General features: G+C 36.2%; 18 protein-coding genes and 1 pseudogene. 9 read left to right on the plus strand and 10 right to left on the minus strand.

Translation table 11 applies throughout. From position 1 onward, the window contains the following. Positions 1–8 precede the first annotated feature (8 nt). A complete protein-coding gene (locus D9780_RS14835) occupies positions 9–233 on the minus strand; it encodes a helix-turn-helix transcriptional regulator (RefSeq protein ID WP_121640640.1) in 225 nt (74 codons plus the stop codon). Between the two features lie 114 nt (positions 234–347). On the opposite strand from D9780_RS14835, the gene D9780_RS14840 reads away from it, so the two are divergent. The 6 genes and pseudogenes from D9780_RS14840 (at position 348) to D9780_RS14865 (ending at position 4,286) form a co-directional block, all read left to right on the plus strand. Continuing rightward, entirely contained in the window at positions 348–695 is a 348-nt protein-coding gene (locus D9780_RS14840) for a helix-turn-helix domain-containing protein (RefSeq protein WP_121640641.1), read from the plus strand. Positions 696–752: 57 nt separating this feature from the next. Then, entirely contained in the window at positions 753–1,097 is a 345-nt protein-coding gene (locus tag D9780_RS14845; RefSeq protein ID WP_121640642.1) for a DUF4064 domain-containing protein, read from the plus strand. Positions 1,098–1,115: 18 nt separating this feature from the next. Beyond that, positions 1,116–1,667, plus strand: coding sequence for a DUF4352 domain-containing protein (locus tag D9780_RS14850; RefSeq protein WP_121640643.1), 552 nt, complete (start codon positions 1,116–1,118; stop codon positions 1,665–1,667). 746 nt (positions 1,668–2,413) lie between these two features. Continuing rightward, a pseudogene (locus D9780_RS21680) lies at positions 2,414–2,473 on the plus strand (excalibur calcium-binding domain-containing protein); the annotation flags it as partial. A 97-nt stretch (positions 2,474–2,570) separates the two neighbouring features. Continuing rightward, entirely contained in the window at positions 2,571–3,047 is a 477-nt protein-coding gene (locus D9780_RS14860; RefSeq protein ID WP_121640645.1) for an ImmA/IrrE family metallo-endopeptidase, read from the plus strand. Between the two features lie 33 nt (positions 3,048–3,080). Then, the gene (locus D9780_RS14865; RefSeq protein WP_205601088.1) at positions 3,081–4,286 is read left to right on the plus strand and encodes a site-specific integrase; all 1,206 of its coding nucleotides are present in this window, start codon (positions 3,081–3,083) and stop codon (positions 4,284–4,286) included. Positions 4,287–4,360: 74 nt separating this feature from the next. Here D9780_RS14865 and groL read toward each other — a convergent pair whose 3' ends face one another. Together groL and groES are read right to left on the minus strand one after the other, a co-directional pair. Continuing rightward, positions 4,361–5,998, minus strand: coding sequence for a chaperonin GroEL (gene groL / locus D9780_RS14870; RefSeq protein WP_121640646.1), 1,638 nt, complete (start codon positions 5,996–5,998; stop codon positions 4,361–4,363). Between the two features lie 59 nt (positions 5,999–6,057). Further along, entirely contained in the window at positions 6,058–6,342 is a 285-nt protein-coding gene (gene groES, locus D9780_RS14875; protein WP_116279560.1) for a co-chaperone GroES, read from the minus strand. 808 nt (positions 6,343–7,150) lie between these two features. On the opposite strand from groES, the gene D9780_RS14880 reads away from it, so the two are divergent. Both D9780_RS14880 and D9780_RS14885 read left to right on the plus strand, forming a co-directional pair. After that, positions 7,151–7,855, plus strand: a complete 705-nt coding sequence (locus D9780_RS14880; protein ID WP_121640647.1) for a CPBP family intramembrane glutamic endopeptidase — start codon at positions 7,151–7,153, stop codon at positions 7,853–7,855. A 131-nt stretch (positions 7,856–7,986) separates the two neighbouring features. Next, positions 7,987–8,187, plus strand: a complete 201-nt coding sequence (locus D9780_RS14885) for a YdiK family protein (protein WP_073013410.1) — start codon at positions 7,987–7,989, stop codon at positions 8,185–8,187. Between the two features lie 409 nt (positions 8,188–8,596). On the opposite strand, the gene D9780_RS14890 is transcribed toward D9780_RS14885, so the two are convergent. Continuing rightward, complete coding sequence (locus tag D9780_RS14890) at positions 8,597–9,259, minus strand: redox-sensing transcriptional repressor Rex (RefSeq protein WP_073013424.1); 663 nt, start codon at positions 9,257–9,259, stop codon at positions 8,597–8,599. Between the two features lie 347 nt (positions 9,260–9,606). On the opposite strand from D9780_RS14890, the gene abc-f reads away from it, so the two are divergent. Further along, positions 9,607–11,535, plus strand: coding sequence for a ribosomal protection-like ABC-F family protein (gene abc-f, locus D9780_RS14895; protein ID WP_121640648.1), 1,929 nt, complete (start codon positions 9,607–9,609; stop codon positions 11,533–11,535). Between the two features lie 247 nt (positions 11,536–11,782). Here the strand turns inward: abc-f and D9780_RS14900 are convergent, their stop codons facing one another. From D9780_RS14900 to thiL, 6 genes are all read right to left on the minus strand, one after another. Then, positions 11,783–12,955, minus strand: coding sequence for an FtsW/RodA/SpoVE family cell cycle protein (locus D9780_RS14900; RefSeq protein ID WP_073013407.1), 1,173 nt, complete (start codon positions 12,953–12,955; stop codon positions 11,783–11,785). Between the two features lie 202 nt (positions 12,956–13,157). Further along, positions 13,158–14,168 carry a tRNA (adenosine(37)-N6)-threonylcarbamoyltransferase complex transferase subunit TsaD gene (gene tsaD / locus D9780_RS14905; protein ID WP_121640649.1) on the minus strand — a complete coding sequence of 337 codons (1,011 nt, stop codon included), beginning with the start codon at positions 14,166–14,168 and terminating at the stop codon, positions 13,158–13,160. Further along, entirely contained in the window at positions 14,161–14,616 is a 456-nt protein-coding gene (gene rimI, locus D9780_RS14910) for a ribosomal protein S18-alanine N-acetyltransferase (RefSeq protein WP_121641520.1), read from the minus strand. Before rimI ends, tsaD begins: the two co-directional genes overlap by 8 nt. A gap of 7 nt (positions 14,617–14,623) precedes the next feature. Then, a complete protein-coding gene (gene tsaB, locus D9780_RS14915) occupies positions 14,624–15,319 on the minus strand; it encodes a tRNA (adenosine(37)-N6)-threonylcarbamoyltransferase complex dimerization subunit type 1 TsaB (protein ID WP_121640650.1) in 696 nt (231 codons plus the stop codon). 24 nt (positions 15,320–15,343) lie between these two features. After that, on the minus strand, positions 15,344–15,793 hold the full coding sequence (gene tsaE / locus D9780_RS14920; RefSeq protein WP_121640651.1) for a tRNA (adenosine(37)-N6)-threonylcarbamoyltransferase complex ATPase subunit type 1 TsaE: 450 nt from the start codon (positions 15,791–15,793) through the stop codon (positions 15,344–15,346). A 13-nt stretch (positions 15,794–15,806) separates the two neighbouring features. Then, on the minus strand, positions 15,807–16,775 hold the full coding sequence (gene thiL, locus D9780_RS14925; RefSeq protein WP_116279566.1) for a thiamine-phosphate kinase: 969 nt from the start codon (positions 16,773–16,775) through the stop codon (positions 15,807–15,809). Positions 16,776–17,044 lie beyond the last annotated feature (269 nt).

Below are 17,044 nucleotides of genomic sequence, written 5' to 3' on the forward strand. Positions count from 1 at the left end.
ATTTCCTCCTAAACAATTTGTTTATTATGTTTCGAATCGTTACATTTATCATCAAAAAAAATTGTCCATTCAAAGCCCAATGTAACAGCAATAGATTTAGCAACCGAAACGCTAGGATTCCTTTTCCCTTGCTCTATCATGGTGTAGTATGAACGTTCGATTCCCAATTCTATTGAAACTCTTTCTTGAGTATAGCCTCTTTGCATCCTCAGTCCCTTAAGCCAAGTTCTCACATGCTCACCTCCTAAGTAACGTTTCGTTACATCGATTATAGTTTCGTTTTGTTACATAAGGTTTTAAGTAACGCATTGTTACTGTAAAATACTTGGTGAGGAAGGAGCATTAGAATGCTTAAAAATAGATTAGTTAGCTTACGTAAAGAAAAAGGAAAGACACAAGAGGAAATTGCTAAAGTTATAGGAGTAACTAGGCCTGCCTATACAGCATATGAAAAGGGAAGTAGAACTCCTGATTACAAAATTCTCGCTACATTAGCTAATTATTATAATGTAACTATAGACTATTTATTAGGTCACAGCGATCAACCTCATCTTACAAAAGAAGAAGCTTTCGAATCTTTTATAAACGACCCTGAACTTGAACGTTGGTACAGGGAACTTCCTAAGAACAATGAAGAAGATATTCGCCGTTTAAAGAAGATATGGGAAACATTGAAAGAGTTTGATGATAGGTAACCTCTATGTACTACATAGATTACATAAATTCAAAATCTTATAAGGGGTGGAGTTTGAATGCGAACTACTGAATTTGTATTAGGTCTAATTGGGGGGATTTTTGGTTTTCTTGGAGCAATACTGGCATTGTTTATCGGTGGTGTTGATGCTGCATTTAATGAAACCGGTTCAAGCGATCTTACTGGCTTAGGATGGGCTGCATTTTTATTCTCAGCGCTAGCCATAGTAGGTGCAGTTGTAGTCAAATCTAAAGCAAAAGTTGGCGGAGTACTGCTGCTTATATCTGCAATAGGTGGGCTAATAAGTATTTCTTTGTTCTACGCAATTTCAACAATATTAATCGGTATTGCAGGTCTAATGGCTCTTATAAAGAAAGATAAAGAAGATAAAATGGCAGCATAACTCTAAGGGGGATTTTTCATGAAAAAATTTATATTACTTTCTTTTACATTGTTAATATCTATTATGTTAGTAGCATGCGAGGAAGCTGAAGTTAAAAAGGCAGATGCGGATGATAAAACGGAAGAATCTAGCAAGGAAAACTCAAAGGGTAAAAGTAAAGAAAAACCTGAAACGCAGGAGCTAGCTATTGGTGATGCAGTAGAATTTGATGGCATGAAAATCACTTTAAATGAAGCAAGAATTGAACCAGGTGGCGAATTTGATGAACCTCAGGAAGACCAGTTTATTGCAGTAAACCTGACAGCAGAAAATAACACTGAGGACGAACAAGTAATGTCATCAATAATGAATGTAGAATTAAAAGATGCAGATGGCTACTCTTACTCAACTACCATCTTAACAGAAGGTATCAAGGCACAGTTTGATGGTACTGTTGAAGCAGGTGGAAAACTTAGAGGAGAAATTCCATTCGATGTAGCTAAATCAGATAGCTATGAGCTACATTTTTCTGACCCATTTAAGTCTGGTAAAGCAATTTGGAAAATCCCAGCTGATAAATTAAGTAAATAATATTATTTAGGTGTACATGATCTGTGCACCTTCTTAATATTCAACATTTTTTTCTAAATTTTTATTATCAATATACAGCATCATCTATATATCGTGAAAAGGGGATAATAATGGCTAACTTCTTCGTGCTCATGGGGTTTTTCACATTTACTTTTGCAATACTTTATCTAATTATTCACTTTGTAAAAAAGAGAAAAGATAAAGAAAGAGTACTATCTAAAAAGATTTTCTACCCAACTTTATTTTGCGGGTTCTTATCACTATCAATCTCTGGCGCTTTCTTAGATACGACTTATCAAGGGAAACTAAATACCGCTTTAGAAGATAATAAGGAACTTACAAGTGAGAATAAAAAATATAAAAAAGAAAATAGCAAACTTCAAGAAGAGATAAAAGAGCTTGAAACTAAACTTGAAAAAACTTCAGATGAAATAACCGAATATGAAGATGAAATAACTACTCTTGAAGAAAAAGAATCAGACTTTAGCTCTGAAAAAGAAATACTAGAGGACAAAGTATCGGATTTAAAGGAAAATAACTCTAAATTAGAAAATAAAGTTGACGATTTAGAAGGAAAATTATCAGAAGCAAAGGCATCTGCCTCAAGTTCCAGTAGCTCTGCAAATCAAAGTAGCGGCTCAGGGACAAGCTCTACTAGTTCAGGCAATACAAGTTCATCAAATTCTAGCACTTACTATAAAAATTGTGATGCAGCTAGGCAAGCAGGAGCTGCTCCAGTAAGAGAAGGCGACCCTGGTTATGGCAGACATTTAGATAGAGATGGTGACGGCATAGGTTGTGAATAGAGTTTAGTTTTAAAACCGTTACTTAAAATTAGGTGCGTTTAAAACGCGCCTTCCCTTAAACCCAAAAACAGAACATACATTCGAAAAGAGGGTATTCATGTATTACTATTCAAGAACAGAGGATTTCATCAAAGATATGCTTTTAAGCATTAATATCAAGCATCCACACCAATTAAGTATTACAAATATCTCTAAAGCATTAAAAATTCCAGTCCGGTATTGGGAATTTAAAAGTGAGTCCATTAGACATAGTGATAGACAAATCATTTTTTTAGACTTTTATCAAACAGCTGAAGAACAGTGGCGAGACTTTGCTCATGAGTTAGCTCACGCTCTATGGCATGCTGGTAGACAAGAGTTTTTGCCACCACTGTTTACCGAACTACAAGAGTGGCAAGCAGAACATTTTTGTTACCACTGTTGTATTCCAACTTTTATGTTAGAGAAGTTATACAACTATACAATATATGATGTAACACAACTATTTAACGTTGATTACGACTTTGCTTATAAGAGATTAGAGATGTATTCAAATAAATTATATTACGGTCGTTCTTTCAGCATCTCAATGTAAATCACATTTATATTTAGAAAGGAGAAGAATACAGTGGCTAGCTTCCATAAATATAAAACTAACAGTGGTGAAAAATGGATGTTCAGAATGCGTACAGTCCACGATCCACGAACAGGTAAAAGGAGAGAAACAACCCGACGAGGATTTAATAGTAAAGGCGAAGCTGAAAAAGCAGCAAGACAATTAGCTAATGAATTGGATATGGGGATAGGGGTAAATGAAAATCCTATTACGTTTAACCAATTTGCTCTTAAATGGTTGGATTTGTATGAAAAAGAACGTGGCGTAAAACCTGGTACTATAAGGATAAGAAAACATGAGATTAACAACCTAAACAAGTACTTTCAAAATATCAGAATGGTAGATATAACTTGGTATATGTATCAACAAGCTTTGCATAATCTAGAAAAAAATTTTGCTCACAGAACCATTGATGGCATCCATCGAACCGGAAGAATGATACTTAAAAAAGCTGTTCAATTAGAAGTGATTAAAAAAGATCCAACAGAATATGCATATGTGGCCAAAAAGAAAAAGACTGTTGAGGATTTAGAGAACGAAACGGATTTACCTAAATACATGGAGAAAGAAGAACTAGCTATATTTTTAAAAACAGCATACAAACGGGGATTGCATTTAGACTATCCCATTTTCTTAACGTTAGCTTATACAGGAATACGTATTGGTGAATTATGCGCACTGAAAGAATCAGATTTACAGATAAAGAACGGCACTTACTTTCTTAATATCACTAAGACTTACTATAATCCTAAAAATAACATCAAGCAATATGAACTAGTGACACCCAAAACAAAGAACTCTGTGCGTAAAATTGATTTGGATGAAATGGTTATAAAAGTATTGCAAGAATTAATGGAGTTTAATGCGAAGGTCAAGGAAGAATTTGCAGATGAATACTATGATAAAGGGTATATGTTTGTAAATACAACAACTTATTTAGGCTATCCAATATATCCTAAAGTAATTGAGCAGCGTATGAAGAGGTTGCTTAAGTTAGCAAATCTAAAAAATAAAACACTTTCTCCCCACTCACTTAGACATACTCACACATCTTTATTAGCAGAAGCTGGGGTATCAATTGAACGAATTATGAAACGTTTAGGTCACTCTGATGACAAAACAACCGTAAATGTATACCTTCATACAACAGAAGAAATACGAAAAAGAGACTCCGAAAAATTCGGGAGTCTCATGAAAAATGTACTTAAGTTTGACTAAGTGTGGTCAAAATGTGGTCAAAAAAATCAGTGTTGCCGTTCAACCCTTGTTATATAAGGGGTGAGGGGCATGACTTACATCATGCCGCCCATGCCACCCATGCCGCCCATATCAGGCATTCCGCCGCCAGCGCCGCCGTCTTCTTCAGGCTTGTCAGCGACTACTGCTTCTGTCGTTAAGAACATTGCAGCTACAGATGCAGCGTTTTGAAGTGCAGAGCGAGTAACTTTTGTTGGGTCAACGATACCAGCTTCAACCATATTTACCCATTCGCCAGTAGCAGCGTTGTAACCAACACCTACTTTTTCACCTTTTAGACGCTCAACAATGATAGATCCTTCAAGACCGGCATTGTGTGCGATTTGACGTACTGGTTCTTCCATAGCACGGCGTACAATGTTAGCTCCAGTTGCTTCGTCTCCTTCAAGGTTCAATTCAGTTACTTTGTTGTAAATATTCATAAATGCTGTACCACCACCAGCAACAATACCTTCTTCTACAGCAGCACGTGTAGAGTTTAGCGCATCTTCAATACGTAGTTTACGCTCTTTTAGTTCAGTTTCTGTTGCAGCTCCAACTTTCACTACTGCTACTCCACCAGCTAGCTTAGCTAGACGCTCTTGTAGTTTTTCTTTATCAAATTCTGAAGTTGTTTCTTCAGCTTGCGCACGGATTTGTGCAACACGCGCAGAAATTGCTTCTGGATTTCCAGAACCTTCTACGATTGTAGTGTTTTCTTTTGTAACTACTACTTTCGCAGCACGACCTAGTTGATCCATTGTAGCGCTCTTAAGATCTAAACCAAGGTCTTCTGTAATCACTTCAGCGCCAGTTAGTGTAGCAATATCTTCAAGCATTGCTTTACGACGGTCACCGAATCCAGGGGCTTTAACAGCTACTGCGTTAAATGTACCACGTAATTTGTTAACAACAAGTGTCGCTAACGCTTCGCCTTCTACATCTTCAGCAATCATCAATAAAGGTTTACCTTGCTGAACAACTTGCTCTAGTACAGGCAATACTTCTTGAATGTTACCGATTTTCTTATCTGTAATTAAAATGTATGGATCTTCTAAAACAGCTTCCATTTTGTCTTGGTCTGTTACCATGTATGGAGAAGCATATCCACGGTCAAATTGCATACCTTCTACTACTTCTAACTCTGTGTTAAAACCTTTTGATTCTTCAATGGTAATAACACCATCGTTACCAACACGTTCCATTGCTTCAGAAATAAGGTTACCTACTTCTGCATCATCAGAAGAAACTGCTGCTACTTGAGCGATAGATTCTTTGCTTTCGATTGGCTTGGAAATCGTTTTTAGTTCTTTTACTGCTACTTCAACAGCCTTTTCGATTCCACGACGAACACCAACAGGGTTAGCTCCAGAAGCAACGTTTTTCAACCCTTCACGAATCATGGATTGAGCGAGTACAGTTGCTGTCGTTGTACCGTCACCAGCAACATCATTTGTTTTAGAAGCAACTTCAGATACGAGTTGTGCACCCATATTTTCAAACTTATCTTCAAGCTCAATTTCTTTGGCAATCGTAACACCATCATTCGTAATAAGCGGTGAACCGAATTTTTTATCTAATACAACGTTACGTCCTTTAGGTCCTAATGTAACTTTTACCGCATCTGCTAATGTATCTACACCACGTAGCATTGCGCGACGTGCTTCTTCACTAAACTTAATTTCTTTAGCCATCGATAAATCCTCCTTTTATTGTTCAAGTTACGTAATATTTATCTATTCTTATATCGAGATTAGCTTACTACAGCCAGGATGTCATTTTCACGAAGAATTAAGTATTCTTTGCCTTCGTATTTCACTTCCGTACCGGCAAATTTTGAAAAGATGATACGGTCTCCTTCAGCCACTTCTAAGGCAGCCTTTTGACCTTTTTCTGTTACACGTCCAGAACCAACTGCAACTACTGTGCCTTCCTGTGGTTTCTCCTGTGCAGAGTCAGGAAGTACGATACCGCTTGCAGTTTTTTCTTCTTGTTCAACAAGCTCGATAACAACGCGATCTCCTAGTGGTTTAATCATGTGTAGAAAGCCTCCTTAATTCTAATCTTATATTTTTATTAGCACTCGAATCAGGTGAGTGCTAATTCCAATTATTATAATAAATAATTCCGGAGAAAATTGCAAGTAGGAAAGCATAATTTTTTTAGAAAAACTTGGCTTTTCGCCTAATCTGTATGGCAAAAGCTATTGTTTTCTTACAATGTAAAAATAACATACACATAAGAGAGCAAGAGAATTCATACATCATCAATCTTTCTGTTATATAGAAATTACGAATATATGATAAAATAACATGTACATTCTATGTTATCGTTACTCATTGTGATAATTCAAATATAAATACTTCGAAATACGTATTATTTCTCATGCGTTAAAATACGGTTCTAACAATAAGGTGTTTTCCATCCCTCTTGTATCTCCAATAAATTTTTTTGCCCTAATAAAGATATGAAGACACTTTATGTAATGAATTTATATGAAGTATATCTATCCCCCAACACATGACATAAAAGCAATATATGATTAGGATAGATCATTTATTATTGAACATGAAGACATTTTTACGGAGAATATCATTTTTCTCATACGAAAAACTTAAAATAATATACGTAAAGATAAAAATAGAAATGTATAGAATCATTGAGGAAAAATAAGTCTTTATGGCGAAAAAGCACCATCATTGGTTTTATACTATAAACCAAAAATCCTCTACTATCCTAGTATTAGGAAAACTGGGCTTACCGCCAGTTCTTTTTAACGGAAGCTGTGGTTTTCCTTAAACTATAAACCTTTAAACTTTTAGTACAAAAAAAGGAGTCGTTGTACATTGCCAAAAAGATATTGGTGGGTTATTATTAGCTACATTATTACACAATTTTCGGTTATATTAACTGGGAGTATCGTTTATAGCGCATTTCCTGTTTCCAAATTAGAGGCATCCATATATGGAGGGGTAATTAGTTTTCTCTTAGGTCTTATTGTAGTACTACTATTAATGCGATCCGACATGAAACAAGGGTTACAACAGCGCGACGGTGCATCCATTTGGGGTATTATTACTTGGTCGATTTTAGGTACATTTATGGCTATATTTAGCCAAGGCATTGCAAATTTTATCCAAATAGCGCTTTTAGGTATTGCACCAGGTTCAGAAAATACACAAGGAATTATGACAATGGCACGGGCTATACCTCTATTTGTTATTATTCCAGTTTTGACAGCCCCCATTTTAGAAGAAATTATTTTCCGAAAAATTATATTTGGAACTCTATATAAGCGAACGAACTTCTTTATTGCAGCGCTTATATCTGCGGCTCTTTTCGCGATTATTCATGGCGAACCACAACATATTTTAGTTTATGGAACAATGGGGCTTGTATTTGCTTACTTATATGTGAAAACGAAACGAATTATCGTACCCATCTTTGCTCACATGGCAATGAATGGAATTGTTGTTATTGCACAATACAATCTTGATCCTGCGGAAATCGAAAAACAACTAAACGAGCTACAAACCGTCCTTTTATTATAAGTTACCTTGCATACGTACACGTCTATGCTACCATTAACTTATAGGATTTAATAAAAAACGTTACCACATCTTTGTAATAAACGTTCTGCTTACATGTAATATGAAAACTAGGCTAGTTGGAGGCTTTCAATATGAAGATTTCTCCCAAAACAATGGGAATCGTCTACCTTATTATGGGAGCATTTTTCACGTATGTTGCTATTTTAAGTGTAGATGAAACAATGTGGAATATAACAACAATGGTGTTAGCATTATTCGCCACACTGGAGACAGGTGTAGGCATCCGCTTACTCGCCATTCATATTCGACAAAAACGCAACAATAAAACATAAGATTCGCAAATCGATACGCTCTATTACCATTTCAAACGCTTAGAATGAAGCAGTATGATTTTTTATTTATTTGTTTATCCATGATGAACGAACGAGGAAGGAAGAAGGTAGATAGAGGATATATCGCGGATGACAGCTTATTTACAAGGGGAAGATGAAGTCCCGACATGTACAAAGGCTCATTATGCATTTCAGCACTCTCATATCTTGTAGAGCTTGTTAATTGATACTTCATCCTTTTTTATAATGTAGAAAAACTTGACTTGTCGCCTAGTCCTATGGTGAAAAAACGCTATCGTGTTTCTTATACTATAAAATGTTTATACTTTCTATAGTACAAAAAAATGATGGCTTCCTGAATGGGTGCCATCATTTTTTGTGTATTTTCCTCATTTACACTTGAACTACCTCAATCCATGGGCACTTCCTCTTCTTCATCCTCTGTGATTAAAGGATAATGTTTTAAGAAGTAAACTAATGCTTGTAACTCCACAGCTAGATCAATATGATGTACACGAATATGCTTTGGTACAGTTATTCTTGCTGGTGTGAAATTGAGTATCCCCTCCACTCCCCTATTAACCAAATGATCAGCCATAGGTTGTGCCTCACTTCCAGGAATAGTCAATATGGCCACTTTAATATCACCCAGTCTATCCTCTAATTCCTCTATATGATAAACAGGCACATCACTAACCATCGTGCCGACTTTTTCAGGGTTACTATCAAATGCCATTTTAATCGCAATATTATTATTCTTCATGAAATTATAATGTAAAAATGCAGTACCTAAATTCCCAACGCCTATGAGTGCAACCTCTGTCGTTTCATCTTGATCTAATGTCTTCCGAAAAAATTCAAGCAAATACTCCACATTATAACCGTACCCTTTTTTACCAAGAGCGCCAAAATAGGAAAAATCTCGGCGAATCGTAGCTGAATCTACTTTCACCGCATCACTTAATTCTTTTGAAGAAACACGCTTTTTCCCTTGATGATTTAAATTATTTATGAATCGGTAATATAAAGGTAATCTTTTAGCAGTCGCTTGAGGTATTTTATTTTGCTCCATCATTTTATCATCCTCCACTTCAACTATTATATTTTATTTTTTTACAGCATGCTGTTACCAATTTCTTGACTCTACAGTTAAAAATTTTTCGTGCCCTATTGTGTATCGCTTACATTATAAAGCGATCAAAAAGTTTCCTTTCCTTTTGATATATAGATTTCGAGTCAAAACTGTATCAATGCTTTTGATCAACTTTCCTAACCTAGATTCATTCGGGGGATTTGGTTTTATTTACTAACTCTCTTTTATTTTAGCAGAAAACTGGAAATAAGTCGTGACTTAGTTCACAATTATATTGATTGATTTTAGGAAAGTAAGATACACTAGAAGAGAGATGGGGGTATATTATGATACGAATGCAAATGAACGGTCTTTCAAAATCATTTGGTGCTGATGAAATTTTATCAAATATAAAGCTAGAAGTAAAAGATCATGATCGAATAGCTATCGTGGGAAGAAATGGCTCCGGGAAATCAACATTATTAAAAATAATGGCAGGGGAACTAAGCTATGACCAAGGTGAATTATTTATGCCTAAAGATCTTACTTTGGGTTACCTAGCTCAACATACTGCACTAGAGTCTGAAAAAACAATTTGGCAGGAGATGCTTACTGTTTTCCCTGAATTAACGAAACAAGAAAAACAACTGCGAATGATGGAAGAGAAGATGGAACAGGCAACAACTTATACTTCTGAAGCCTATGAAAAACTATTACGTGATTATGACCGCTTACGTCACGCTTATGAACAAAATGGCGGATATACGTATGAAGCCGATATAAAAGCGGTTTTAACGGGGTTGAATTTTCATTTATTTGACTATGGTACACCGATTCAAACGCTAAGCGGCGGTCAAAAAACACGACTTTCATTAGGAAAGCTACTATTAAAAAAGCCGCAATTACTCATTTTAGATGAACCGACCAACCATTTAGATATTGCAACGTTAAATTGGCTAGAAACCTACATAAATAGTTATCCTGGTGCAATAGTAGTCGTATCCCACGATCGTTACTTTCTAGATAAAACGGTATCTATTGTGTATGAAATAGCTCGCCATCAAACAAAGCGTTATGTCGGAACATATAGCAAGTATTTAGAGCAAAAAGCACTTGATTTTGAAAGAGAATGGAAAGAATACGAAAAGCAACAGACTGAAATCAGGAAAATGGAAGACTTTATTCAACGTAATATTGTGCGAGCTTCAACTACAAAACGAGCACAAAGCAGAAGGAAACAACTAGAAAAAATGGATAAAATAGATAAACCATTAGGGGACGAAGCGTCTGCTTCTTTCTCGTTTCAAGTGAACCGTCGGAGTGGCAACGATGTACTGAAATTAGATAAACTATCATTTCGATATCCGAATGAAGAAGAAAATTTATTCCAAAATGTACATTTGCAAATTAACCGCGGAGAAAGCGTGGCTCTTGTTGGACCGAACGGAGTCGGGAAAACGACGCTACTAAAAATTGTATTGGGAAAATTAAAAGCGATCCATGGGACAGTTCAGCTCGGAACGAACGTACAAATCGGCTACTATGACCAAGAACAAGCAAACTTAAACTCTTCTAAAACCGTGTTAATGGAATTATGGGATGACTATCCAACCACAAATGAAAAAGATATTCGGACAGTTCTCGGTAATTTCTTGTTTTCTGGTGAAGATGTCTTAAAGCCGGTAAATGCATTAAGTGGCGGCGAGAAAGCGCGGCTAGCTTTAGCAAAATTAATGATGCAACAAGCAAATTTTCTCATTCTTGATGAACCGACCAACCATTTAGATATTGATAGTAAAGAAGTACTCGAGGCCGCCTTAGTAAACTTTCCTGGTACGATTTTATTCGTTTCCCATGACCGTTACTTTATTAATAAAATTGCTGATCAAGTAGTGGAAATGCAAAAGATGAAAACGATGATTTACCTTGGCGATTACGATTATTATTTAGAAAAAAAAGCAGAAGAAGCTGAATTAAAACGATTAAACGAATCATCCAATCAAAGTGAACATGCTCCCGATTCAGTCAGAAAACGCCATTTTGAACGCGATAAGCAATTACAGCGCGAACAAAGAAAGAAAAAAAGACGAATCGAAGAACTTGAAACAAAAATTGAACAGTTAGAAAACGATATAGAGCAGCTAGAAAGCCAGATGGAGTTACCAGAAATCTTTCAAGATCATGAAAAAGCATTAGAATTATCAGAAGAAGTCAATCGTCGTAAACAAAAAGTGAACTTCTACATGGAAGAATGGGCAGAATTACTGGAAGATTAATTTACCCACATGACTTGGTCATGTGGGTAAGTTTTATTATTTTATACTACTATAGGAAAGCCTTAAAGAATTGGGGATAAGCCAAGTTTTCTATAGGAAATCTTGTTGAGTTTGAAGCGCCACCTAGGATATATCGTGTATTTCCCAGCTTTAAACGATTAAATAAAGCGGAAAAACTCCTACTATCATTTAAACTTCCCCATTATGCACATGTGGATAATCCGAATATTTAATTTATCCACAAGTTTTACTTAAATAAATAATCATTTTGAATAGAGTTTTCCACAGCTATCCGATAAATAACACCAAAACCAAGCATAGAAGCCATTACAGAACTACCTCCATAACTTATAAAAAGCAGCGGTATTCCTGTTACTGGCATTATCCCTAGCGCCATACCAATATTTTGAAAAACGTGAATGAGCAATAAACTCATAAATCCAAAACAAATATATGCGGAAAAAGGGGAATGACTATAAATGGACAACCCAATCATTACTAATTTATATAAGAAGATAAAATATAGAAAAATCACAAGTGCACCGCCAACGAAGCCAAAACTTTCCCCGATGATGGAGAAAATAAAATCTGTCTGTGCTTCCGGAAACGACACTTCCTGACTCCCCATTCCTTTACCAAACAATTGACCAGATCCGAGTGCCATAAAGGCCTGATTAAAATGCCAATTTGCATCACTTGCCTGTTGCGATGGATCAAACCAAGTGAGTATACGATCTATTTGATATTTTTGTCCCTCACCGACTAGCTGCTTAGCTAAATCAGGAAATTTAACTATAAAAGCTAGCGCAGCTCCAATAACAGAAGTGATACTCACGATTAATGTCGTTAGTATTTTCCAATGAATACCTGAAAGGATAATGATAACTCCAGCTATAAATAAATAAACCATTGACGTTCCAAAATCGGACTGCATCATAATTAATGCCACAGGTAAAGCTACCACGGTCAAAATTTTAATAAGCAGTTTAAAATCAGATTTAAGGGTTGGTTTAAGAAATTTTTCTTTATGCTTTTGTATAACTGTAGCCATATAAATGATGGTCGTTATTTTTGTAAACTCGGATGGTTGTATTGTAACAACTTTGAAATTAAACCAACTTTTTGCTCCATTTGTATGTGGTGCAATACTTTCTGGGCTAATAAGTAGTACAAAAAGTACAAATACACCAAAAGCATAAATGTATATGCTCACTTTATATATTTGCTCCATGTCCAAGTATTGTATAGCTGCAACGATACCAATTCCGACCGTAAACCAAACGGATTGCTGTAGCATAAAGTTTGCACTGTACTGCTCTAGCTGTTGCGCATTATAAATCGAAAGCAAACTGACACATACAAGTAATATAAATATAGAGATTAAATCTGTTTGTATATAATAGGATTGCTTTTTTGACATTGCTTATCACCAAATTTCTGCTTTTACTCTAACATTATCCACACGGAAACCCTATTTTCATACAATGGCTACCAACGATTCACATATGTTATTCACACTATCCACAGCACTAATTATATATATCCACAAACGTATGCACAATAAAGCTATTACTAGACCACTACTTTAAACAGTTATGCACAGACTTGTGGATGGGTGTGGATTATTTTAATAACATGGACGCTCGAGCATTTAAATCTAGACCAGACCTTCTCCCTTGTTCAAAAGCAATCGTCCCAGCAGCTGCAATCATTGCAGCATTGTCTGTGCATAAAGAAAGTGGCGGAATTTGTAAAGGGATTTGTAAGTTGGCAAATTCCTGCTGTAAAGAAGATCGAAGCCCTTTATTAGCCGCCACACCACCAGCTACGATGACTTGTTTTACATGATACTCTTTAGCCGCGTGCACCGTTTTCGTTGTTAATACATCTATGACACTTGCTTGGAAGCTTGCTGCAATATCTTCTGGCTTCAACGATTCACCACGCTGTTTTGCATTATGAATTGTATTTGTTACCGAAGATTTCAAACCACTAAAGCTAAAGTCATAACTATCTGGCTCCAGCCAAGCTCTCGGAAATGCAATCGTTTCTTCACCTTGTTTTGCTAACTTATCAATTTCTGGACCACCTGGATAAGGTAGATGTAATAGCCTTGCTACTTTATCATATGCTTCTCCAGCTGCATCATCTCTTGTTTCGCCAATGACTTCATACTCACCATGCGCTTTCATAATAACTAACTCTGTATGCCCGCCGGAGACGATCAGTGCTAATAAAGGAAATTTAAATTCTTCTTGCAAGCGATTTGCATAGATATGACCGGCAATATGATGTACACCAATTAACGGCTTATGTTTACTAAAGGCGAGAGCTTTAGCTGCATTCACTCCAACTAACAGCGCTCCCACTAGACCTGGTCCTTCTGTTACAGCGATTCCGTCAATTTCCCTCCAACTAATAGCTGCTTGTTCCATAGCTTCCTCTAAAACATATGTAATTTGCTCTACATGATGTCGGGAAGCAATTTCTGGGACAACACCACCAAACCGCTTATGGCTTTCAATCTGTGATGAAACGACGTTGGACAAGATTTTTTTACCATCCTTGACAATGGCAACTGCCGTCTCATCACAACTTGTTTCAATACCTAGTATTACTACTTCTTTACTCATTTATATTCACCCACATCACAATTGCGTCCTCCTGATTATCTGTATAATATTGCTTTCTAATGCCACCAGCTACAAGCCCAAATTTGCGATAGAGCTTTTGAGCAACAATATTAGACTTTCGCACCTCTAATGATAAACGACGCACTCCTTGGATAAGTGCATATTTGAATACATGTCGGAAAAGTTGTTCACCTAATTTTCTTCCACGCTGAGATGGCAAAATAGCAATATTGGTTATTTGTGCATCATCAAAGACAATCCATATACCTACATAACCGACAATCTCTCTATTACATTCAATAACAAAATAATGCGCATATGGATTTTCAACTAACTCCTGTTTAAAAATTTCCTCCGACCAAGCTGTAGAAAATGATTCTTTCTCCACATACATAACAGCATCTATATCTGCTACTCGCATTTTTCTTATGGTAACTTCCTGCTTCATCACGAAGTTAACAACCTTTATTACTTTCTAACCATTTAGCCTCTGCTTCTGCTAAACGAAGGTAATTAGGACGTAGTGTATGTGTAGACCCTGCTTGTTTTTCTTTAGCTGCTGCAATTACATGCGCAGGACGAATTACATGAACCGGCTCTTCTGGGATCACTGCTCTATTCCCTACTATTGATATAATTTGTTCTTGATGAATGGATATGTCTGGACTTAAGAATAAAATTGATCTTTCCAAGCTTTTAAGTTCCTCAAGTAAATCCTGCATAGCAACGTTTTCTTCTTTTCTCAAAATTTGTAACTGATTATTTTCAAAACGATAGCATCCTGCAAAGGCTAACCCTCTTCTAGCATCAAAAAAAGGACAAATAATGCCATTAAAAAAACGTCCTTGATAAGCAAGCACTTCTAAGCTTGATACGCCAATAACAGGGATATTTAATGCCCACGCCATCGTTTTTGCTGTAGCCAATCCTATACGAACACCTGTATAAGAACCTGGCCCTTTAGCTACTACTATTTTGTCCAACTGTTCCGGTTTCATATTTACTTCCTGCATTAGTTTATCGATAGCAGGCATTAATCGAACGGAATGGTTTTTAGGTAAATTTGTAACTATTTCACCTAATATTGTATCATCCTGTTGAATGGCAGCACCTAATACTTGATTCGATGTATCCATTGCAAGTATATTCATGTCCATGACTCCTCGTATGTCGAATTAACTTTTTAACTGTTCTATTACCCATTCATAGTGATAACCATGTGGGATAAAGGTAAACTTTCGTGACCTTTCGTCAATATTAGCAAGCTTTACTTCCAAATACTCTACTGGTAAAAATGGGGCTATAAATTGAGGCCATTCTACAACCGTTACTCCTTCTCCATGGAAGTACTCATCAAAACCTATATCCTCTTCACTATGTTCCAACCGATACACATCCATATGATAAAGAGGCAATTCACCTTCATATTCCTTAATAATTGTGAATGTTGGGCTAGATACATGTCGTTTTACCCCAAGCCCTGCAGCTAATCCTTTTGTGAATGTAGTTTTCCCTGTACCAAGATCGCCTTCTAACGTAACAACATCTCCAGGACTCAATAACAAAGCCAACTTTTCACCTAAATCTATGGTTGTTTCTTCTGTATTTGTTATTATTTCATACATTTAATTTGTACACCTACTTTAAGTGATTATACCCTTTTTGTAGCAATCTTTCTAATTGCTGATTTCCTTTGTTTATGTAAACATGATTATATTCGGGTTCATAGAATACCTTTCCTATTTGCGTCAGCTGTAAATCGACTCTTTTGGCAGTATCAACTAATATGTCCCAATTCGTTGCAGCAACTGTACCGATTAATTCAAAGTCCTCTCCGCCAAAATATTTCCATTGATACTGGTCAGACTTAGAAAACTGAAAAAAACTTTTATAGACCGGAATTGCTTCATCAAAAAGTTGCATACTTACATTTGATGCTGTTGCTATCTCTGCAGCTTCATTAGCTATACCATCACTCACATCGTTTAACGCAACGCGAACAGTTGTAGGTATCCCAAGAGCAAAATCAACTCGAGGAACTGGTCTTCGGTGGCGTTCCGTATAATAAGCAGCATCTTTATACTTCTTTTGATTTGTTATAATATGATAACCAGCTTGTGAATCACCTAAAGTTCCCGTAACAAAGACAATATCACCATCTTTAGCATGATGTCTATATCGAGCTTGTGATTTTTCAACATAGCCTATCACTGTAATGGTTAGAACGAGTTCGTTTCCAGACACTGTGTCTCCACCAATTAAATCCATATTATAACTGCTTCCTATTGCCTTCATCCCTTGGAAAATATGCTGCACTTCTTGAGGGCACCAATGGCTGGGAAAAACAATGGAAACCAAATAAAAAGCAGGTTGAGCACCCATAGCAGCTAAATCACTAATATTTGCTGCTAAAGCACGAAAGCCGATATCATAAGCAGACATCGTATCTTTTCGAAAATGAACACCTTCCACAAACGTATCAACAGCAGTCACGATATCTTTTGTATTTTGCCGAAAAACAGCTGCATCATCGCCTATACCTTTTACCACAGATGACTGTCTGTAGTAATTTTGTTTAATTGTGTTTATAAATTCAAACTCATCCACTTGTCGCTCACCAAATTTCATATATAACTATATTTATGATAGCAAAAAATGTGGGAAAAAGAAAAAGGAAATACTGGTATTGTGGAGAAAAGATTTGTATTGTGATTTTGTTTTACACTACAGGAAAGTATAAAGTGATCTACAATCTGTGGGGGGTTTTTAACATCCCCCAGTAATTGATAGTACTATAAGTTGTAATCTAAATGATTCTAGTCAAATCAGTGATTTAGATGCTATACTGAATTACAGCACCTTTATATCTGGTATAT

Source organism: Virgibacillus sp. Bac330 (assembly GCF_003667845.1).
Lineage (GTDB): Bacteria > Bacillota > Bacilli > Bacillales > Amphibacillaceae > Virgibacillus > Virgibacillus chiguensis.